The 14,974-nt window shown below is 49.3% G+C and carries 9 protein-coding genes; 7 read left to right on the forward strand and 2 right to left on the reverse strand.

The annotated features are described in order from the left end of the window. Position 1: 1 nt before the first annotated feature. Positions 2–454 carry a hydrogenase maturation protease gene (locus tag METTU_RS03005; RefSeq protein WP_006889811.1) on the forward strand — a complete coding sequence of 151 codons (453 nt, stop codon included), beginning with the start codon at positions 2–4 and terminating at the stop codon, positions 452–454. Beyond that, entirely contained in the window at positions 451–3,075 is a 2,625-nt protein-coding gene (locus METTU_RS03010) for an EAL domain-containing protein (RefSeq protein ID WP_006889812.1), read from the forward strand. Before METTU_RS03005 ends, METTU_RS03010 begins: the two co-directional genes overlap by 4 nt. Before the next feature lie 89 nt (positions 3,076–3,164). On the opposite strand, the gene METTU_RS03015 is transcribed toward METTU_RS03010, so the two are convergent. Next, complete coding sequence (locus tag METTU_RS03015; RefSeq protein WP_006889813.1) at positions 3,165–3,992, reverse strand: undecaprenyl-diphosphate phosphatase; 828 nt, start codon at positions 3,990–3,992, stop codon at positions 3,165–3,167. A 426-nt stretch (positions 3,993–4,418) separates the two neighbouring features. Here METTU_RS03015 and aceE point away from each other — a divergent pair, with 426 nt between their 5' ends. The 4 genes from aceE (at position 4,419) to METTU_RS03035 (ending at position 13,081) form a co-directional block, all read left to right on the forward strand. Beyond that, complete coding sequence (aceE, locus tag METTU_RS03020) at positions 4,419–7,097, forward strand: pyruvate dehydrogenase (acetyl-transferring), homodimeric type (protein ID WP_006889814.1); 2,679 nt, start codon at positions 4,419–4,421, stop codon at positions 7,095–7,097. A 16-nt stretch (positions 7,098–7,113) separates the two neighbouring features. Beyond that, positions 7,114–8,400 carry a 2-oxo acid dehydrogenase subunit E2 gene (locus tag METTU_RS03025; RefSeq protein ID WP_006889815.1) on the forward strand — a complete coding sequence of 429 codons (1,287 nt, stop codon included), beginning with the start codon at positions 7,114–7,116 and terminating at the stop codon, positions 8,398–8,400. A gap of 222 nt (positions 8,401–8,622) precedes the next feature. Then, the gene (gene lpdA / locus METTU_RS03030) at positions 8,623–10,056 is read left to right on the forward strand and encodes a dihydrolipoyl dehydrogenase (RefSeq protein ID WP_006889816.1); all 1,434 of its coding nucleotides are present in this window, start codon (positions 8,623–8,625) and stop codon (positions 10,054–10,056) included. A gap of 394 nt (positions 10,057–10,450) precedes the next feature. After that, complete coding sequence (locus tag METTU_RS03035; protein ID WP_006889817.1) at positions 10,451–13,081, forward strand: glycosyltransferase family 2 protein; 2,631 nt, start codon at positions 10,451–10,453, stop codon at positions 13,079–13,081. A 238-nt stretch (positions 13,082–13,319) separates the two neighbouring features. Here the strand turns inward: METTU_RS03035 and METTU_RS03040 are convergent, their stop codons facing one another. Continuing rightward, positions 13,320–13,973: an SOS response-associated peptidase gene (locus tag METTU_RS03040; RefSeq protein ID WP_006889818.1), complete on the reverse strand. Its 654-nt coding sequence runs from the start codon at positions 13,971–13,973 to the stop codon at positions 13,320–13,322. A gap of 2 nt (positions 13,974–13,975) precedes the next feature. On the opposite strand from METTU_RS03040, the gene METTU_RS03045 reads away from it, so the two are divergent. Further along, positions 13,976–14,929, forward strand: a complete 954-nt coding sequence (locus METTU_RS03045; RefSeq protein ID WP_006889819.1) for a 1-aminocyclopropane-1-carboxylate deaminase/D-cysteine desulfhydrase — start codon at positions 13,976–13,978, stop codon at positions 14,927–14,929. The last annotated feature ends 45 nt before the right edge of the window (positions 14,930–14,974 follow it).

Consider the following 14,974-nt stretch of genomic DNA (forward strand, 5'->3'; position numbering starts at 1 on the left):
TATGGGTACGCTCCACATTGTTTGTTTCGGTAACGAACTGCACGGGGATGACGGCTTCGGCATCCGCGTTTACGCACAGCTCTGCCGGTCGACGTGGACGAAAGATGTCGAGGTGTTCAATGCAGGCATTGCCGGACTCAATGCGCTCCGGTTTCTTGAGGATTGCAGTCAGGCGATTCTGGTCGATGCCCTGGCCAACTTCGGGAATGTCGGGGAGGTTTTCCTGTTAAGGCCGGAAGACTTGGCCGACAGACCCGAGCAGCTCACCGGTCATGGTCTGGGAATTCCGTATTTGCTGGAGGCTCTTAAAGTCATCAGGGAACCGCAGCCGGATATTTTGATCGTGGGTGTCGAAATAGCCGCCGTCAACCCCTTTTCTCCCGGTTTGTCCGATGAAACCGAGCACGCCATACCCAAAACCGTCCAATTGATACGAGGTCTCTTGTCGGAATGAGCCGTCAAAATCCAAATTTTCGCGATGCCGTTGTCGAATCGGTAACGTTCCTCGACTCGACTGCTCCGCCGCGTTGGAAAGGCCGCGTACAGTTACCCGGCGAGCATCGTCCTATCGATATTCTGATTTTCAATCTTCAGGGCGAATTTCAGGCCGTCCCAGCCCTTTGCCCTCATGAAGGTTGCGATCTGACGCATTGTCCGCTGTTCAATGAAAACATCCTTGTTTGTCCGGCGCATAGCCGACGCATCGATTTGAAGATTTCCGAACTTCGCGTCAAAGAACTCGACGGTCAATTTTTGGTGTCCCTGAATACAACCAGTCTGTTTGAAACGGCTGAAAACCGGACCGAAATTACCTCCGGCAGCGAGGGTTTAGAAACAGTGCTGCAACTGCGGGAGGAAATCGACAAGTTACGGCTGGCCACTCTGAAACAGGAAAAGCAAATTCGCGTTATCACCCAAAGCATGGATGCCATGCTCTGCGAGTCGGAACAGCAAAAGCTAAAACTCAAAGAAAAGGTGCATCAGCAGCAGGCCTTAAGTCGCTTTGTTGACCGCGTCATGGATACTATTGACGATCTCCTGGTCGTCATTGATACGGAAGGCCGGATTCTCCGGCTGAATACGGCGGTGGAGCGCGAACTCGGGCTTACCGAAGCTGAATTACTGGGAACCGGCATCGACGAATTGCTGACTCCCCTCGAACAACAGCACCTTGCAGGGCAATTGCCGGGTTTGCCCTGGCCGATTCGATCCGTGCTGTTGGAAACCATCCGGCTTAACGGATACTACGCCGGTGAACATGAGCTTCTGGGCAAAAACAGGGACAACGCAAAATCCATCTACTGGCTGAAGAGCAGTTTGCTGCATTCGGAGCAGGGAAAGCTGGAAGGCGCCGTTGTAACCGCCTTGAACATCACCGAATTGAAAAACCGGGAGACCCAACTGCAATTGAGCGCCAAAGTCTTCGAAAATAGCAGCGAGGCGATTTTTATCACCGATCCGCAGGGCACCATCATGGAGGTCAATGCAGCATTCTGTTCAATCACCGGCTATGAGCGTTCCGAAGTGCTGGGTCGAAACCCCCGGATATTGAAATCAAAACTGCACGATAAGCCGTTTTATAAACGTCTATGGCGATCGCTATTGGATGAGGGGGGATGGAAAGGAGAAATCTGGGATCGCCGAAAAAACGGCGAATTCTGCCCGATGCTGCTCAGCATTAACGCCGTCGCTGACAAGCTGGGCCAGTTAACGCATTATGTGGCGATCTCCACGGACATCAGCCAGCAGAAACAAACGGAACGGGAACTCAAACAGTTGGCGTACTACGATGTACTCACCAGCCTTCCCAACCGGTCTCTGTTCAAGAATCGATTTGAGCACGAAATCTGTTTGGCGGAACGTAATAATACCCGTCTCGCCTTGTTTTTTCTTGATCTGGATCATTTCAAGAACGTCAACGATACGCTCGGTCATTGGGCCGGCGACTGTTTATTGCAGATCACCTCAACACGTATTCAAAGCTGCTTACGCAAAACAGACACGGTTGCCCGTATGGGCGGAGACGAGTTTACCATCATCCTGCCCGGTTTAACCGGCATTACCGATGCCACCGAGCTTGCCCGAAAACTGATTGATGCCATGACCAAACCGGTGCAAATTAAAGATCACACGGTTTTCGTCGGCGTCAGTATCGGCATCGCCATTTTTCCCGATGACGGCAATGACTTCTACACTCTGACCAAGCACGCGGATACCGCTATGTACGCGGCCAAAGCGAAAGGCCGAGGCCTGTTTCAGTATTATGAAGAGGGTATGAACGAGGCGGCACATCAGCGACTATTGCTGGAAAACGCATTGCGCTTGGCCATAGAGCGGGAAGAGTTCCAGCTTTATTACCAGCCCAAGGCCGATAGCAATTTAAGCCGAATAACCGGCGCCGAAGCGCTGATTCGCTGGAGACGTCCCGGCTTCGGCATTATACCGCCGGACCGCTTCATCGCTATCGCCGAGGAAACGGCTTTAATTATTCCGCTGGGGAAATGGATACTGAAGACGGCCTGTTTGCAAGCCAAGGTATGGGTTAATCAACTGCCAGGTTTCCGGCTCGCTATCAATTTATCGCCCCTGCAACTTCTGGCCGATGATTTTATTGTCGTCCTTGATCGCATTCTGGCCGAAACCGACACCAAGCCCGAATGGATTGAATTGGAAGTGACCGAAGGTCTGATTATGCTCGACATCGTAAAAGCGACCGAACGATTGCATCAAATCCGGGAACGCGGTATCCATGTTGCGATGGACGACTTCGGCACCGGCTATTCGTCTTTATCCTATTTGCAAAAATTGCCTATCCATACGCTTAAAATCGACCGATCGTTCATCATGGCTTATACCAATGACCCCGCCTCGAGCGAGGCGGCATTTATCAAGACCATCGTATCCTTTGGGCAAGTTTTGAATATGACGGTTGTCGCCGAAGGCGTAGAAACCGAATCCCAGCTGGCGCTGTTACAGTCTTACGGCTGCGATGAGATTCAAGGATATTATCTCTCGCCTCCGTTGCCCGCAGATGAATTTCAGAGGCGCTGGATTGATCATGGCGTTGTTGAATGAATCAAGTAATGGCGTTCTGTCACATTAATGAATCGATTGCGTTGGCCGTAAATTTGGCCGGAAGGCTACCTTTATTTGAATAACCGATATTAATCGACGGTCCATTGCACCAGGCCGCTGTATGACGTGGCAATAACAAGCAAGCCGAAGACGATGCGGTACCAGGCGAAAATGATGAAGTCATGGTGGCTGATGTAACGCAATAATGCCTTGATGGCTAATAGCGCGCTGAGGAATGCGGCGACCAGGCCTGCGGCAAAATAGGGGGCGTCGGTTGCCAGGTCCAATAAATCGCGATGCTTATACAAATCGTAAATACTGGCGACGATCAGCGTGGGAATCGCCAGAAAAAACGAGAATTCGGTTGCGGCTTTGCGCGACAGTCCGAATAACAAACCGCCGATGATGGTTGCGCCGGAGCGCGAAGTTCCCGGAATCAACGCGAAAGCCTGTGCGATACCGAGTTTTAACGCATCCAATGGGCTCAAATCCTCGACTTCGTGGATACGGATATTATGTTCCCGCTTTTCCGCCCAAATAATGACGAAAGCACCGACGATAAACGCCAGGGCCACGGGAATGGGCTTGAATAACACGGCTTTGATGTATTTGCCGAACAGTAAACCGAGGCTCGCCAACGGTATGAAGGCAATCATCAGGTTAAAGGCGAATTTTTGCGCCGACTTCTGACTGGGCAGTCCTATGATAACGGCAGTGATTTTTGAGCGATATTCCCAGCACACCGCCAGGATAGCGCCGACCTGAATAACAATTTCAAATAATTTACCCTTGTCATCATTAAAGTTCAGCAAGTCGCCAACCAGAATTAAGTGTCCGGTACTGGAAACCGGCAAAAATTCGGTCAGGCCCTCAACAATGCCCAGAATGATGGTTTTAATCGTTAATATAAGATCCATGGTTTATTAGGTAAGGTGAGTGGTTTGGGGGGAAAGTCGGTCTGCTCTGGTTTGATGCAGTGTTACCTATAATAAACCGCCGTATCGCAAAAAAACAAACATCCGATCAGTAAAATTTGCATTCGTCATCTGCTTTCAGCATCAAGATGACTAAAACGGATGCATTGCCCCCCTCGCATTGTTTATAATATGCGCAATAATTAGAGCATTTCTGGCCTTGCTTTCACTATTTCAGTAAAATATCGGGTTACGACTGCATGGACAGCTATTTGCTCCTGCAATATCTGCATTCCCCAAGTTCATGTGGGGAATGCAGGAGATAGAGCAATGCAGGAAGCTATTGCCGATGCTACGCTCTTGTGCCCTATGGGTAAAACTCAACCTACATTTTTAATCCATGCATATCCGCCGTAACAGGATCAATCAATGACCAATAGTTTAATCTCAAAAATCACCGGACAGAATGACATCGATCCAGCAGAAACCAGGGAGTGGATGGAAGCGCTGCAAGCCGTGTTGGAACACGACGGCAGTGAGCGAGTACACTTCCTGATCGAACGGTTGGTTGAGGTCACCCGGCATGCCGGATTCGATATCCCTTTCAGCGCCAATACCGCCTATATCAATACTATTCCCGTTGATCAACAGGCGCAGTTTCCCGGTGACATCGATATAGAGCACCGTATTCGCGCTTATGTGCGCTGGAATGCGATGATGATGGTGTTAAGGGCGAATAAGCACACTAATGTCGGCGGACACATTGCCAGTTTTGCTTCGGCGGCTACTTTATATGACGTGGGTTATAACCATTTCTGGCATGCGGCTTCCGATCAGCATGACGGCGATCTGATTTATACTCAAGGCCACTTAACGCCGGGTGATTATGCCCGCGCGTTTTTGCTGGGACGATTGACGCTGGAACAGATGGATAACTTTCGCCAGGAAGTGAACGGCAATGGCTTGCCGTCTTATCCCCATCCCTGGCTGATGCCGGATTTCTGGCAGTTCCCGACCGTTTCCATGGGTCTTGGGCCGATTATGGCCATTTACCAAGCGCGTTTTATGCGCTATTTACAGGATCGGGGATTTGCCGATACTTCAGAACGTAAGGTTTGGAGTTTTCTCGGTGACGGCGAAACTGACGAGCCCGAATCCTTGGGCGCGATCGGCATGGCCGGACGGGAAAAACTCGACAATCTTATTTTTGTGATCAACTGCAATCTGCAACGCCTCGACGGACCGGTGCGCGGCAACGGCAAGATTATTCAGGAACTGGAAAGCGAGTTCCGCGGCGCCGGTTGGAATGTGATCAAGCTGGTTTGGGGGCAGCGCTGGGATGCGTTGCTGGCTCGCGATAAAGACGGGCTGTTGGCGGCTCGTATGATGTCCTGTGTCGACGGCGATTATCAAACGTTTAAAGCTAAAGACGGCGCTTATGTGCGCGAACATTTCTTTAATACCCCTGAATTGAAAGCGATGGTTTCCGATTGGTCGGATCGCGACATCTATGAACTTAATCGCGGCGGACATGATTCGGTTAAGGTTTTTGCCGCTTTCCATGCAGCGGTGCATCATCAGGGGCAACCCACCGTTATTCTGGCTAAAACCATTAAAGGTTACGGCATGGGCGAATCGGGAGAAGCCCAGAATATCTCTCATCAACAGAAAAAAATGAGTCCCAGTTCATTGAGCAACTTTCGCAGTCGTTATGCGTTGCCGGTGACTGATGAAGAACTGAACAACCTGCCTTATCTCAGCTTTCCCGAAGGTTCGAAAGAACTGGCCTACATGAAGAAGCGCCGTAGCGAACTGGGCGGCCATTTGCCCTCCAGAAGGGCCAAATCTTATGCGTTGGATGTGCCGGTATTGAGCGATTTCAAACCATTGCTGGAAGCCAGCGGCGAAGGTCGGGAAATTTCCACCACCATGGCTTTTGTGCGCCTGCTTAACATTCTGACTAAAGACAGTAATATCGGCAAACGCATCGTGCCGATCGTTCCCGACGAATCGAGAACTTTCGGTATGGAAGGCATGTTCCGGCAACTGGGCATCTGGTCGCAGGTTGGGCAGTTGTATACCCCGCAAGATGCCGATCAGCTGATGTTCTACAAGGAAGATAAACACGGTCAAGTCATGCAGGAAGGCATCAATGAAGCGGGCGGATTGTGCGACTGGATTGCGGCGGGTACCTCGTATTCAACCCATAACGTGCCGATGATCCCGTTTTTTATTTACTACTCGATGTTCGGTTTCCAACGGGTTGGCGATTTAATCTGGGCGGCTGCCGATCAACGCACCCGCGGCTTTTTAATGGGCGGCACGGCGGGCAGAACCACGCTGAATGGCGAAGGTCTGCAACATGAAGACGGACACAGCCATTTGATGTCGGCCACCGTACCTAACTGCGTGTCCTACGATCCGACTTATGCCTATGAACTGGCGGTGATCATTCAAGACGGTTTGCGACGCATGTATGTCGAGCAGGAAGATGTGTTCTATTACATCACCGTGATGAACGAAAATTATGCCCATCCTGCGATGCCTAAAGGCGCAGAGCTGGACATACTCAAAGGCATGTACAGCTTCAAGAAAGGCGCTAAAAAGAAAGTGCCGCGCGTGCAGTTATTGGGCTCAGGAACGATTTTCCGTGAAGTCGAAGCGGCTGCCGAATTGCTGCGCAACGACTGGGGCGTTGAAGCCGATCTATGGAGCTGCACCAGCTTTACCGAATTGGCCAGAAACGGTCAATTCTGCGAGCGCTGGAATCGTCTGCATCCTACCGAAACGCCCAAGAAGCCGCATGTCACGCATTGTCTTGCCGATGCGCAAGGCCCGGTGATCGCCGCCAGCGATTACACCCGCGCTTTTGCCGAACAGATTCGCGGTCTTATTGCCGCCCCTTATACGGTACTGGGTACCGACGGTTTCGGCCGTTCCGATACGCGCGAAAATCTGCGCCGGTTTTTTGAGGTAGACCGCTATCATGTCACGATTGCAGCGCTAAAGAGCTTGGCAGACTTGGGGCAATTCGATGCCGCCAAAGTGGATGTGGCTATTGCCAAATACGGTATAAACCCTGATGTAACCGCTCCCTGGCTAATTTAACGGAAGGAATTGAAGAATGGCTGCTCTAATTGAAATTAAGGTTCCTGATGTCGGCAATGTCGCGGATATTGATGTGGTCGACGTATTGGTTAAACCGGGCGATCAGATAAAACTGGAACAAACACTGGCTGTGCTTGAAACTGACAAAGCCAGCATGGATTTACCCTCCAGCGCGGCGGGTACGGTGCAGGAAGTGTTTATCAAGCCCGGCGATAAAGTCTCTGAAGGGACGTTGATTGCGACGGTATTGGCAAGTGCCGAAGAGAACAGTGTTGCAAAACCGGAACAGCCGCTACAGGAAGCAGTTGCACCTGCACCTGCACCGGTGGCTCCCGTCAGTGAGCCGGTCGTTATTAAGCCTGAACCATTGCCGGAAACCGTGACTGGCGGCAGTGTTTCTAGCGCAGCAGCCCACGCCACACCGGCTGTCCGGCTTTTCGCCCGCGAGCTGGGCGTTGATATACACAAAATAACAACCGGCGGCGGTCGCAAGGGACGCATCTTAAAAGACGATGTGAAAAACTTCGTCAAGAAGGTAATGGCTGAAGGCACAGCCCAAAGCGGTACCGGAATCCCGTCCATGCCGAGCGTCGATTTCTCCCAATTCGGCGATATAGAAGAGCAGAAGCTCAGCAAAATTAAGCGACTGACCGGACAAAACCTGAGCCGCGTGTGGCTGAACCTGCCGATGGTCACTTACCATGACGAAGCGGACATCACCGAAATGGAAGCGTTTCGCGTTGCATTGAATGCCGAAAAATCCAAGGATGACGTCAAAATAACCGGCCTGGTGTTTATCATCAAGGCGCTGGTTTCTGCGATGGAACAGTTCCCGCAATTCAACGCGTCGCTGTCTGCCGATGGCGAAAAACTGATATTGAAGAAATATTTCAATATCGGTATCGCGGTCGATACGCCCAATGGATTAGTGGTGCCGGTGCTGCGCGATGTGAACCGTAAGGGCATCAACGAATTAACCGCCGAACTGGCTGAAAAAAGCAACAAAGCCCGTCTGGGCAAGTTGATGCCTGCCGATATGCAAGGCGGTTGCATCACTATTTCCAGTCTCGGCGGTATCGGCGGCACGGCGTTCACTCCGATCGTCAATGCTCCCGAAGTGGCCATATTCGGCGTTACCCGAGCTAAAATGCAGCCGGTCTGGAACGGCAAGGAGTTTATGCCGCGCCTGATGTTACCGCTCGATCTGACCTATGATCATCGGGTGATTGACGGTGTAGAAGGTGCGCGTTTCATGGCTGCCATCAAACAGTATTTGGGCGATATTCGCAGGTTGTTACTTTAAAAAAGTACAACTGCATGGATGCAGGAGATAGAGCACCAACAGTAGGCGCTTTAGGCGACGCAGGAGCAGTTGCCGAGAACGCTGATGACGCTGATAATTATGATTTGATAAGGTTTTTCTTGATCACTCTGTGTTCATCATATCCATCTGTGTCATTTGCGTTCCGTTATATTTGATCGTACAGAGTAGTTACTTAACTTTACTTTAATCAGGAAGAATAATATGGACGCTAATCCAGCGATTAACGAGTCTACGATACATGCCGAAGTTCTGGTATTGGGCGGCGGCCCCGGCGGTTATACGGCGGCATTCCGCGCTGCCGATTTAGGCAAGCAAGTGGTATTGGTCGAACGCTATCCGGCTCTTGGCGGGGTGTGTCTTAATGTCGGCTGTATTCCGTCCAAGGCTCTGCTGCATGTCGCACAGATTATTCACGAAGTCGATGAATTCGAACAACACGGCCTCAATTACGGCAAACCCACTCTTGATATAGATAAAGTTCGAGCTTGGAAAGAAAGCGTCAGCAATTCACTGGTTGATGGGCTTGCCCGTTTAGTAAAGCAACGCAAAATAACCTTGATCCAAGGTACCGGACAATTTACTTCGGAGCGCATGGTCGAGGTGAAAACCGAAACAGGCATACAGAACGTCAGCTTTGATCAGGCGATTATTGCTGCCGGATCGCATCCTACCAAAATCCCGGTTTTTCCGAATGACGACCCGCGTTTATGGGATTCGACCGACGCGCTGCAATTAAAAGAAATTCCCAAGAAGCTGTTGATCGTCGGCGGCGGTATTATCGGCCTGGAAATGGCCACGGTTTACCATGCGTTTGGCTCGGAAATCAGCGTGGTCGAACTGATGGATCAGATCATTCCGGGTTGCGATAACGACTTGGTTACCCCTTTGTACCGGCGTATTAAAAAGCAGTATAAAAATATCTGGCTGGAAACGCGGGTTACCTCCATTGAAAAGCATGAAGACGGCTTGAAAGTTTCCTTCGAAGGTAAAAGTGCGCCGGAGTCGGCCCTATTCGATGCGGTTTTGGTCGCCGTAGGACGTAAACCTAACGGTAAGTTGATCGGTGCTGAGCTGGCAGGCGTTAATGTCGATGAGCTTGGTTTTATTGCTGCCGATAAGCAGCAGCGCACCAACGTTCCGCATATCTTTGCCATTGGCGATATAGCCGGAAACCCGATGTTGGCTCATAAGGCTTCTCACGAAGGCAAAGTTGCCGCCGAAGTTGCGTCCGGCTTGAAAGCGGGCTTTGATGCCTTAACCATTCCAGCTGTTGCCTATACCGATCCTGAAGTAACCTGGATGGGTTTGACTGAAAATCAGGCCAAGCAACAGGGCATAGACTATGACAAAGCGGTTTTCCCTTGGGCGGCCAGCGGACGCTCATTAAGTCTGGGGCGCAAGGAAGGTTTGACAAAAATACTCTGTGAAAAGGAAACCGGCAGAATACTCGGTGCAGGCATGGTCGGTCCCAATGCGGGCGAGTTAATTTCCGAAGCGGTATTGGCTTTGGAAATGGGCGCCGATGCCGAGGATATCGGTCTGACTGTCCACCCACATCCAATGTTATCGGAGACTTTCGCTTTCGCCGCGGAAATGATCACCGGTTCGATTACCGATCTTTATATTAAAAAATAAGGTTTAAAAGGATTAATTGCACGCCTTGTCTACATGGAAGCAGGTAAGGCGTGCAGACTCTTTAATATTGAATGTTGTCTTTAACAAACAATCAGATTTAAAGGTCGATATAAGGCAGGATTTTCAGCGGCCTTGAGAAGTAAATAAATCCTTATCGGCTTTAGAACCCGTGTAAAATATTCTCCAAGCCTGCATCTTGTTGCTTAATTCTAAAAAAATATTGCCTTTCTTTGCTACCGAAGTTAAAAGTGCGATATTTTTTGGGTAAAAACGCCTTGCTTACATGACTGAGTATAAAGGGACATGAGCAGAAGTTTATATTATGAGCCGTACAAATTTTTAATCCCCAATCAAACATTATTTTTCTTAGTTCAGCGGAATACCGAGCACCTAAATGAAAACCAAGATAGTCACTGTCATTGCACTCGCTCTAATCGTCTTTATTAACTTCAGTATTTGGAGTTATGTTAACAATCCTTTGCAATTGCAACCTTGGACCAAAACCACTATGGGCGTCACTTTCGACCCCATGAGAAAGCAGGATACACAAAAAAGCGATACCTTTCCCAGCGAAGCCGATATTGACCATGACTTGGGCTTGCTTGAGAATAAAGTTCACGCCGTTCGTACCTACAGTGTGCTTAAAGGGCTGGATAAGATTCCTGAGTTGGCCGCCAAGCATAATTTGAATACCACGGTGGGCGCCTGGATTGATAGCAATCTTGAAAAGAACCGACAAGAAATAGAAACCTTAATCAATGTCAGTCGGCAGAATAATCCTAATATCGTTCGCGTTATGGTGGGCAACGAGGTTTTACTTCGTGGCGACATGACCGCAGAACAGCTGATCGAATATATCCGCGAAGTAAAGCGAAACACATGGCGGCCGGTGAGTACCTCCGAAACATGGGATATATGGATTAAACATCCTGAGCTTGTTGCGGAAGTCGATTTTATAGCGGTGCATATTCTGCCTTATTGGGAAGGTATTGCCGCCGAAGATGCGGTTGATTATGTTTTTGACCGTTACCATGACGTGCAAAAAGCGTATCCGAATAAACCTATCGTCATTACCGAGGTCGGCTGGCCTTCAGACGGACAACCTTTCAAGCATGCGACTGCATCGGTATCCAATCAGGCAAAGTTTCTGCGCGAATTCCTTAACCGGGCTGATGCCGAAAAAGTCACTTATTACATTGTAGAGGCGTTTGATCAACCCTGGAAAATGTCTTTGGAAGGCTCTGCGGGCGCTTATTGGGGTATTTTTAATGCGGACCGGCAGCCTAAATATCCTATGGACAGCGATGTTATTGCTATGCCTAACTGGGAACATTGGGCAACCGGCGCGGCTGTTTTCAGCGTCGTGTTGATGGGGCTGTTTTTATTTACCCGCAGCAGTATGAAACTGCCAGGTTTGTTGTTTTTCGGCTTGATTGCCAATCTTGCTGCATCGACGATATTCTGGTCGGTGTCGATTGGCGCCCAGCAATACCAAACCAATCTTTCCATGGTCTTTTGGGGCATCCTGATATTGATGCAGGTCATGGCGGCAGTCATCCTATTGATAGAAACCCTGGAAATAGCGGAAGTCATCTGGCACCGAAAAACGGCCAGAACTTTTCAGCCGCTTAAGCCATCTCCTGAGTTTAAATATCCCAAGGTCTCTTTGCATTTGCCGATCCATAACGAGCCGCCCGATATGGTGCGCATGACGCTGGAGGCTTTGGACAGGGTGGATTATCCCAATCTGGAAGTGCTGGTGATGGACAACAACACCAAGGATCCGGCGGTTTGGGAACCGGTGAAAGTTGATTGCGAACGGTTGGGGCCGAAGTTCAGGTTCTTCCATTTGGATAACTGGCCGGGCTTTAAGGCCGGTGCGATCAATCATGCCCTTGAGCAAACGGCTCCCGATGCGGAGATTATCGCTGTGATCGACAGCGATTATATCCTGTCGCCTGACTGGCTTAACGCTATGGTGCCTTATTTCGACAATGAAAATGTCGGTTTTATCCAATCGCCCCAGGATTATCGCGACCGCGACCAGAGCGCTTTTAAGTCTTTTTGTTACTGGGAATATGCCGGGTTTTTCAATATCGGCATGGTGCAAAGAAACGAATACAACGCTATTATTCAGCATGGCACCATGACCATGATCAGAAAGTCTGCGTTGCTGGAAGTAGGCAAATGGTCGGAATGGTGTATTTGTGAAGACAGTGAGTTAGGTCTGCGTCTGTATGAAGCGGGCTATGATTCGGTTTACGTTAAGGATTCATTTGGCAAAGGCGTTATGCCCGATACCATGTCCGGCTACATGACCCAACGCTATCGCTGGGTTTATGGCGCTATGCAAATCATTAAGGCGCATTGGCGCAGCTTTTTACCCTCTAAAAATCCTGTACTGACACCGGCCCAGAAGTATTATTTTATTGCCGGATGGCTACCGTGGTTTTCGGATGCGCTGGCGCTGTTATTTACCATTACCAGTTTGATCCTGACTGCCGTGATTCTTTACGATCCGATACACAGCGAACTTCCGGCCAATGCCTTTTTGTTGCCGACCGTTGGGATATTCAGTTTTAAGATCATCCGGGGCTTGTGGCTATATCAGGCCCGTGTACCATGTTCCATTTGGCAATCATTGGGTGCATCACTGTCAGGATTGGCTTTAACTCATACGGTTGCCAAGGGTACCGTGCAGGGTTTGTTTACGTCGGGCAAGCCGTTTATGCGCACTCCGAAGTTTGAACAACACAGCGCTTTATTCGTCGGCTTGGTCACCATACGGCAGGAATTGCTATTGTTGATATTGTTGAGTACGGCTATTGGTATGATGGCTTCCTTGGAGCATTTTGACAATTTTAGCGGCAAATTATGGATAGCGATTCTTTCGGTACAAGCAGTCCCTTATGTGGCGGCTTTGTTGACATTATTGATCAGTATTGCACCGGACTATAAGTCCTACAATCCCGAGTTGGTTGTCGAAGAAACAGCGGCTAACTCTAAGTCAAAGAAGAAAAAGTAGGTAGGAGCAAGCCTGTTCTTGCACTAGCGAGAACAGGTGTTTCCGGCACAATACTTGCCATCCGGCTTGTCGGAAATCCCCACCTTGGCGCGTTTTGAACGCGGTCTACGCTAGCTACATATCGGTGGGACATCCCATTGTCAGCTTCAATACTTATTTATCCCTGTTGGATATATTCATTACTTAGCGTTTCTTCGTGGACAATTGGTTTTTGATTCCGAGCGTCGATAAAAACATCCTACGTTAAACAACTTTCATCATTATGCAGGGGATTGTTGACCCGTGTGCTGATCGGGATAACCTGCATGTTGCGGTAGGCGTCGGCGGCTAAAAAATCAGCGATCGCGATAATTGCGGTTTTCTTGTCCAGCCAACGATTGTAATCATCGGGTGCAATAATAATCGGCATTCTGTTATGAATTGGCGCTATTTTGTCGTTGGCGACGGTAGTAATGATAGTGCATGAATAAACCGTTTCCTGATCCTGTTCCCAGTGTTCCCATAAACCTCCAAAAGCGAACAAAGCATTATCCGGTTTGTGTATATGGTAGGGCTGTTTGCCGACGTCGATGGATTGCCATTCGAAGAAACCGGTGGCGGGAATCAGGCAGCGTCGATGTTGGTAAGCTTTTTTAAACGACGGTTTTTCAGTCAGCGTTTCCGCCCTGGCATTGATCAAGTGACTGGAAATTGTACGGTCCTTCGACCACGATGGAATTAATCCCCAGTGCAGATTAACGGCCCTGTTACTGCCGTCTTCCAGTTGTACTATGGCGAGAATTTTTTGTCCTGGCGGAATGTTGTAGTCAGGATTGTGTACAGGTAAACTCAGCAATCTGAAATGATCCATAATCTGTTGCCCGGTTGCGATCAAGTTATAACGTCCACACATACATGCACCCCGAACTCATAAAACTGGAAAAAATCTTCAATCCGTCGATTCTAACAAAGATTGATGATCCATTGCTTGTGCAATACCAAATCGAACTGTGGATGAAACGGGACGATTCGCTGCATCCGGTGATTTCCGGTAATAAATGGCGAAAGCTTAAATATATACTCGATCATGCGTTGTCGTTAGGCACGGATACCCTCATCAGTATGGGGGGCGCTTATTCCAATCATTTGCATGCTTTGGCTTACGCAGGTAAGGTGTTAGGATTGAAAACCATCGGGCTTGTTCGTGGCGAGCAGCCGGAAACATTGACTCCGACTTTGCAAGACATGAAAAAGTGGGGGATGGAGCTGGAATTTGTGTCCCGAGCTGAATACCGCCGGCTTAGGCACTATAAATGTTGGCATGCGCCGCATCAGCTCCCGACTGATTTGCGGCATACACGCCATCCCTGGCGATATTTGCCCGGCTTAAAGCCTCGGCAATACTGGCTCCCTGAAGGCGGCGCGCAGACATTGGCGTTGAAAGGCGTAGCTGAACTGGTTGCCGAAATAGGAATTCCATACGATACGCTTTGCGTACCCTGTGGAACAGGGACGACTTTGGCGGGTATTATTGAAGCAGTTCCGGGGCAAGCGTCAGTGCTGGGGTTTGCGGCATTAAAAAATGCAGGTTTCTTAACGGCGGAGGTTGAAGCCATGTTGTCACAATCCCGTAATAACTGGCAGATAAACTTGGATTACCATTTTGGCGGTTTCGCCAAAACTAATACCGAATTAAACGCATTTATTGAAGACTTTGAATTAAAAACCACAATTCCTCTTGAACCGGTCTATACCGGCAAAATGATGTACGCCATCTACGATTTAATCAAAAAACACTACTTCAAGCCCGGTGAGAGTATTATTGCAGTACATACCGGAGGGTTGCAGGGAAAAAGAGGTTTTAGTTGATGAGCCCACACAAACATAATACCCACTGATTTTGAATCTGAGCAG

The sequence above is a fragment of the Methylobacter tundripaludum SV96 genome (genome assembly GCF_000190755.2).
Classification (GTDB): Bacteria; Pseudomonadota; Gammaproteobacteria; order Methylococcales; family Methylomonadaceae; genus Methylobacter_A; species Methylobacter_A tundripaludum.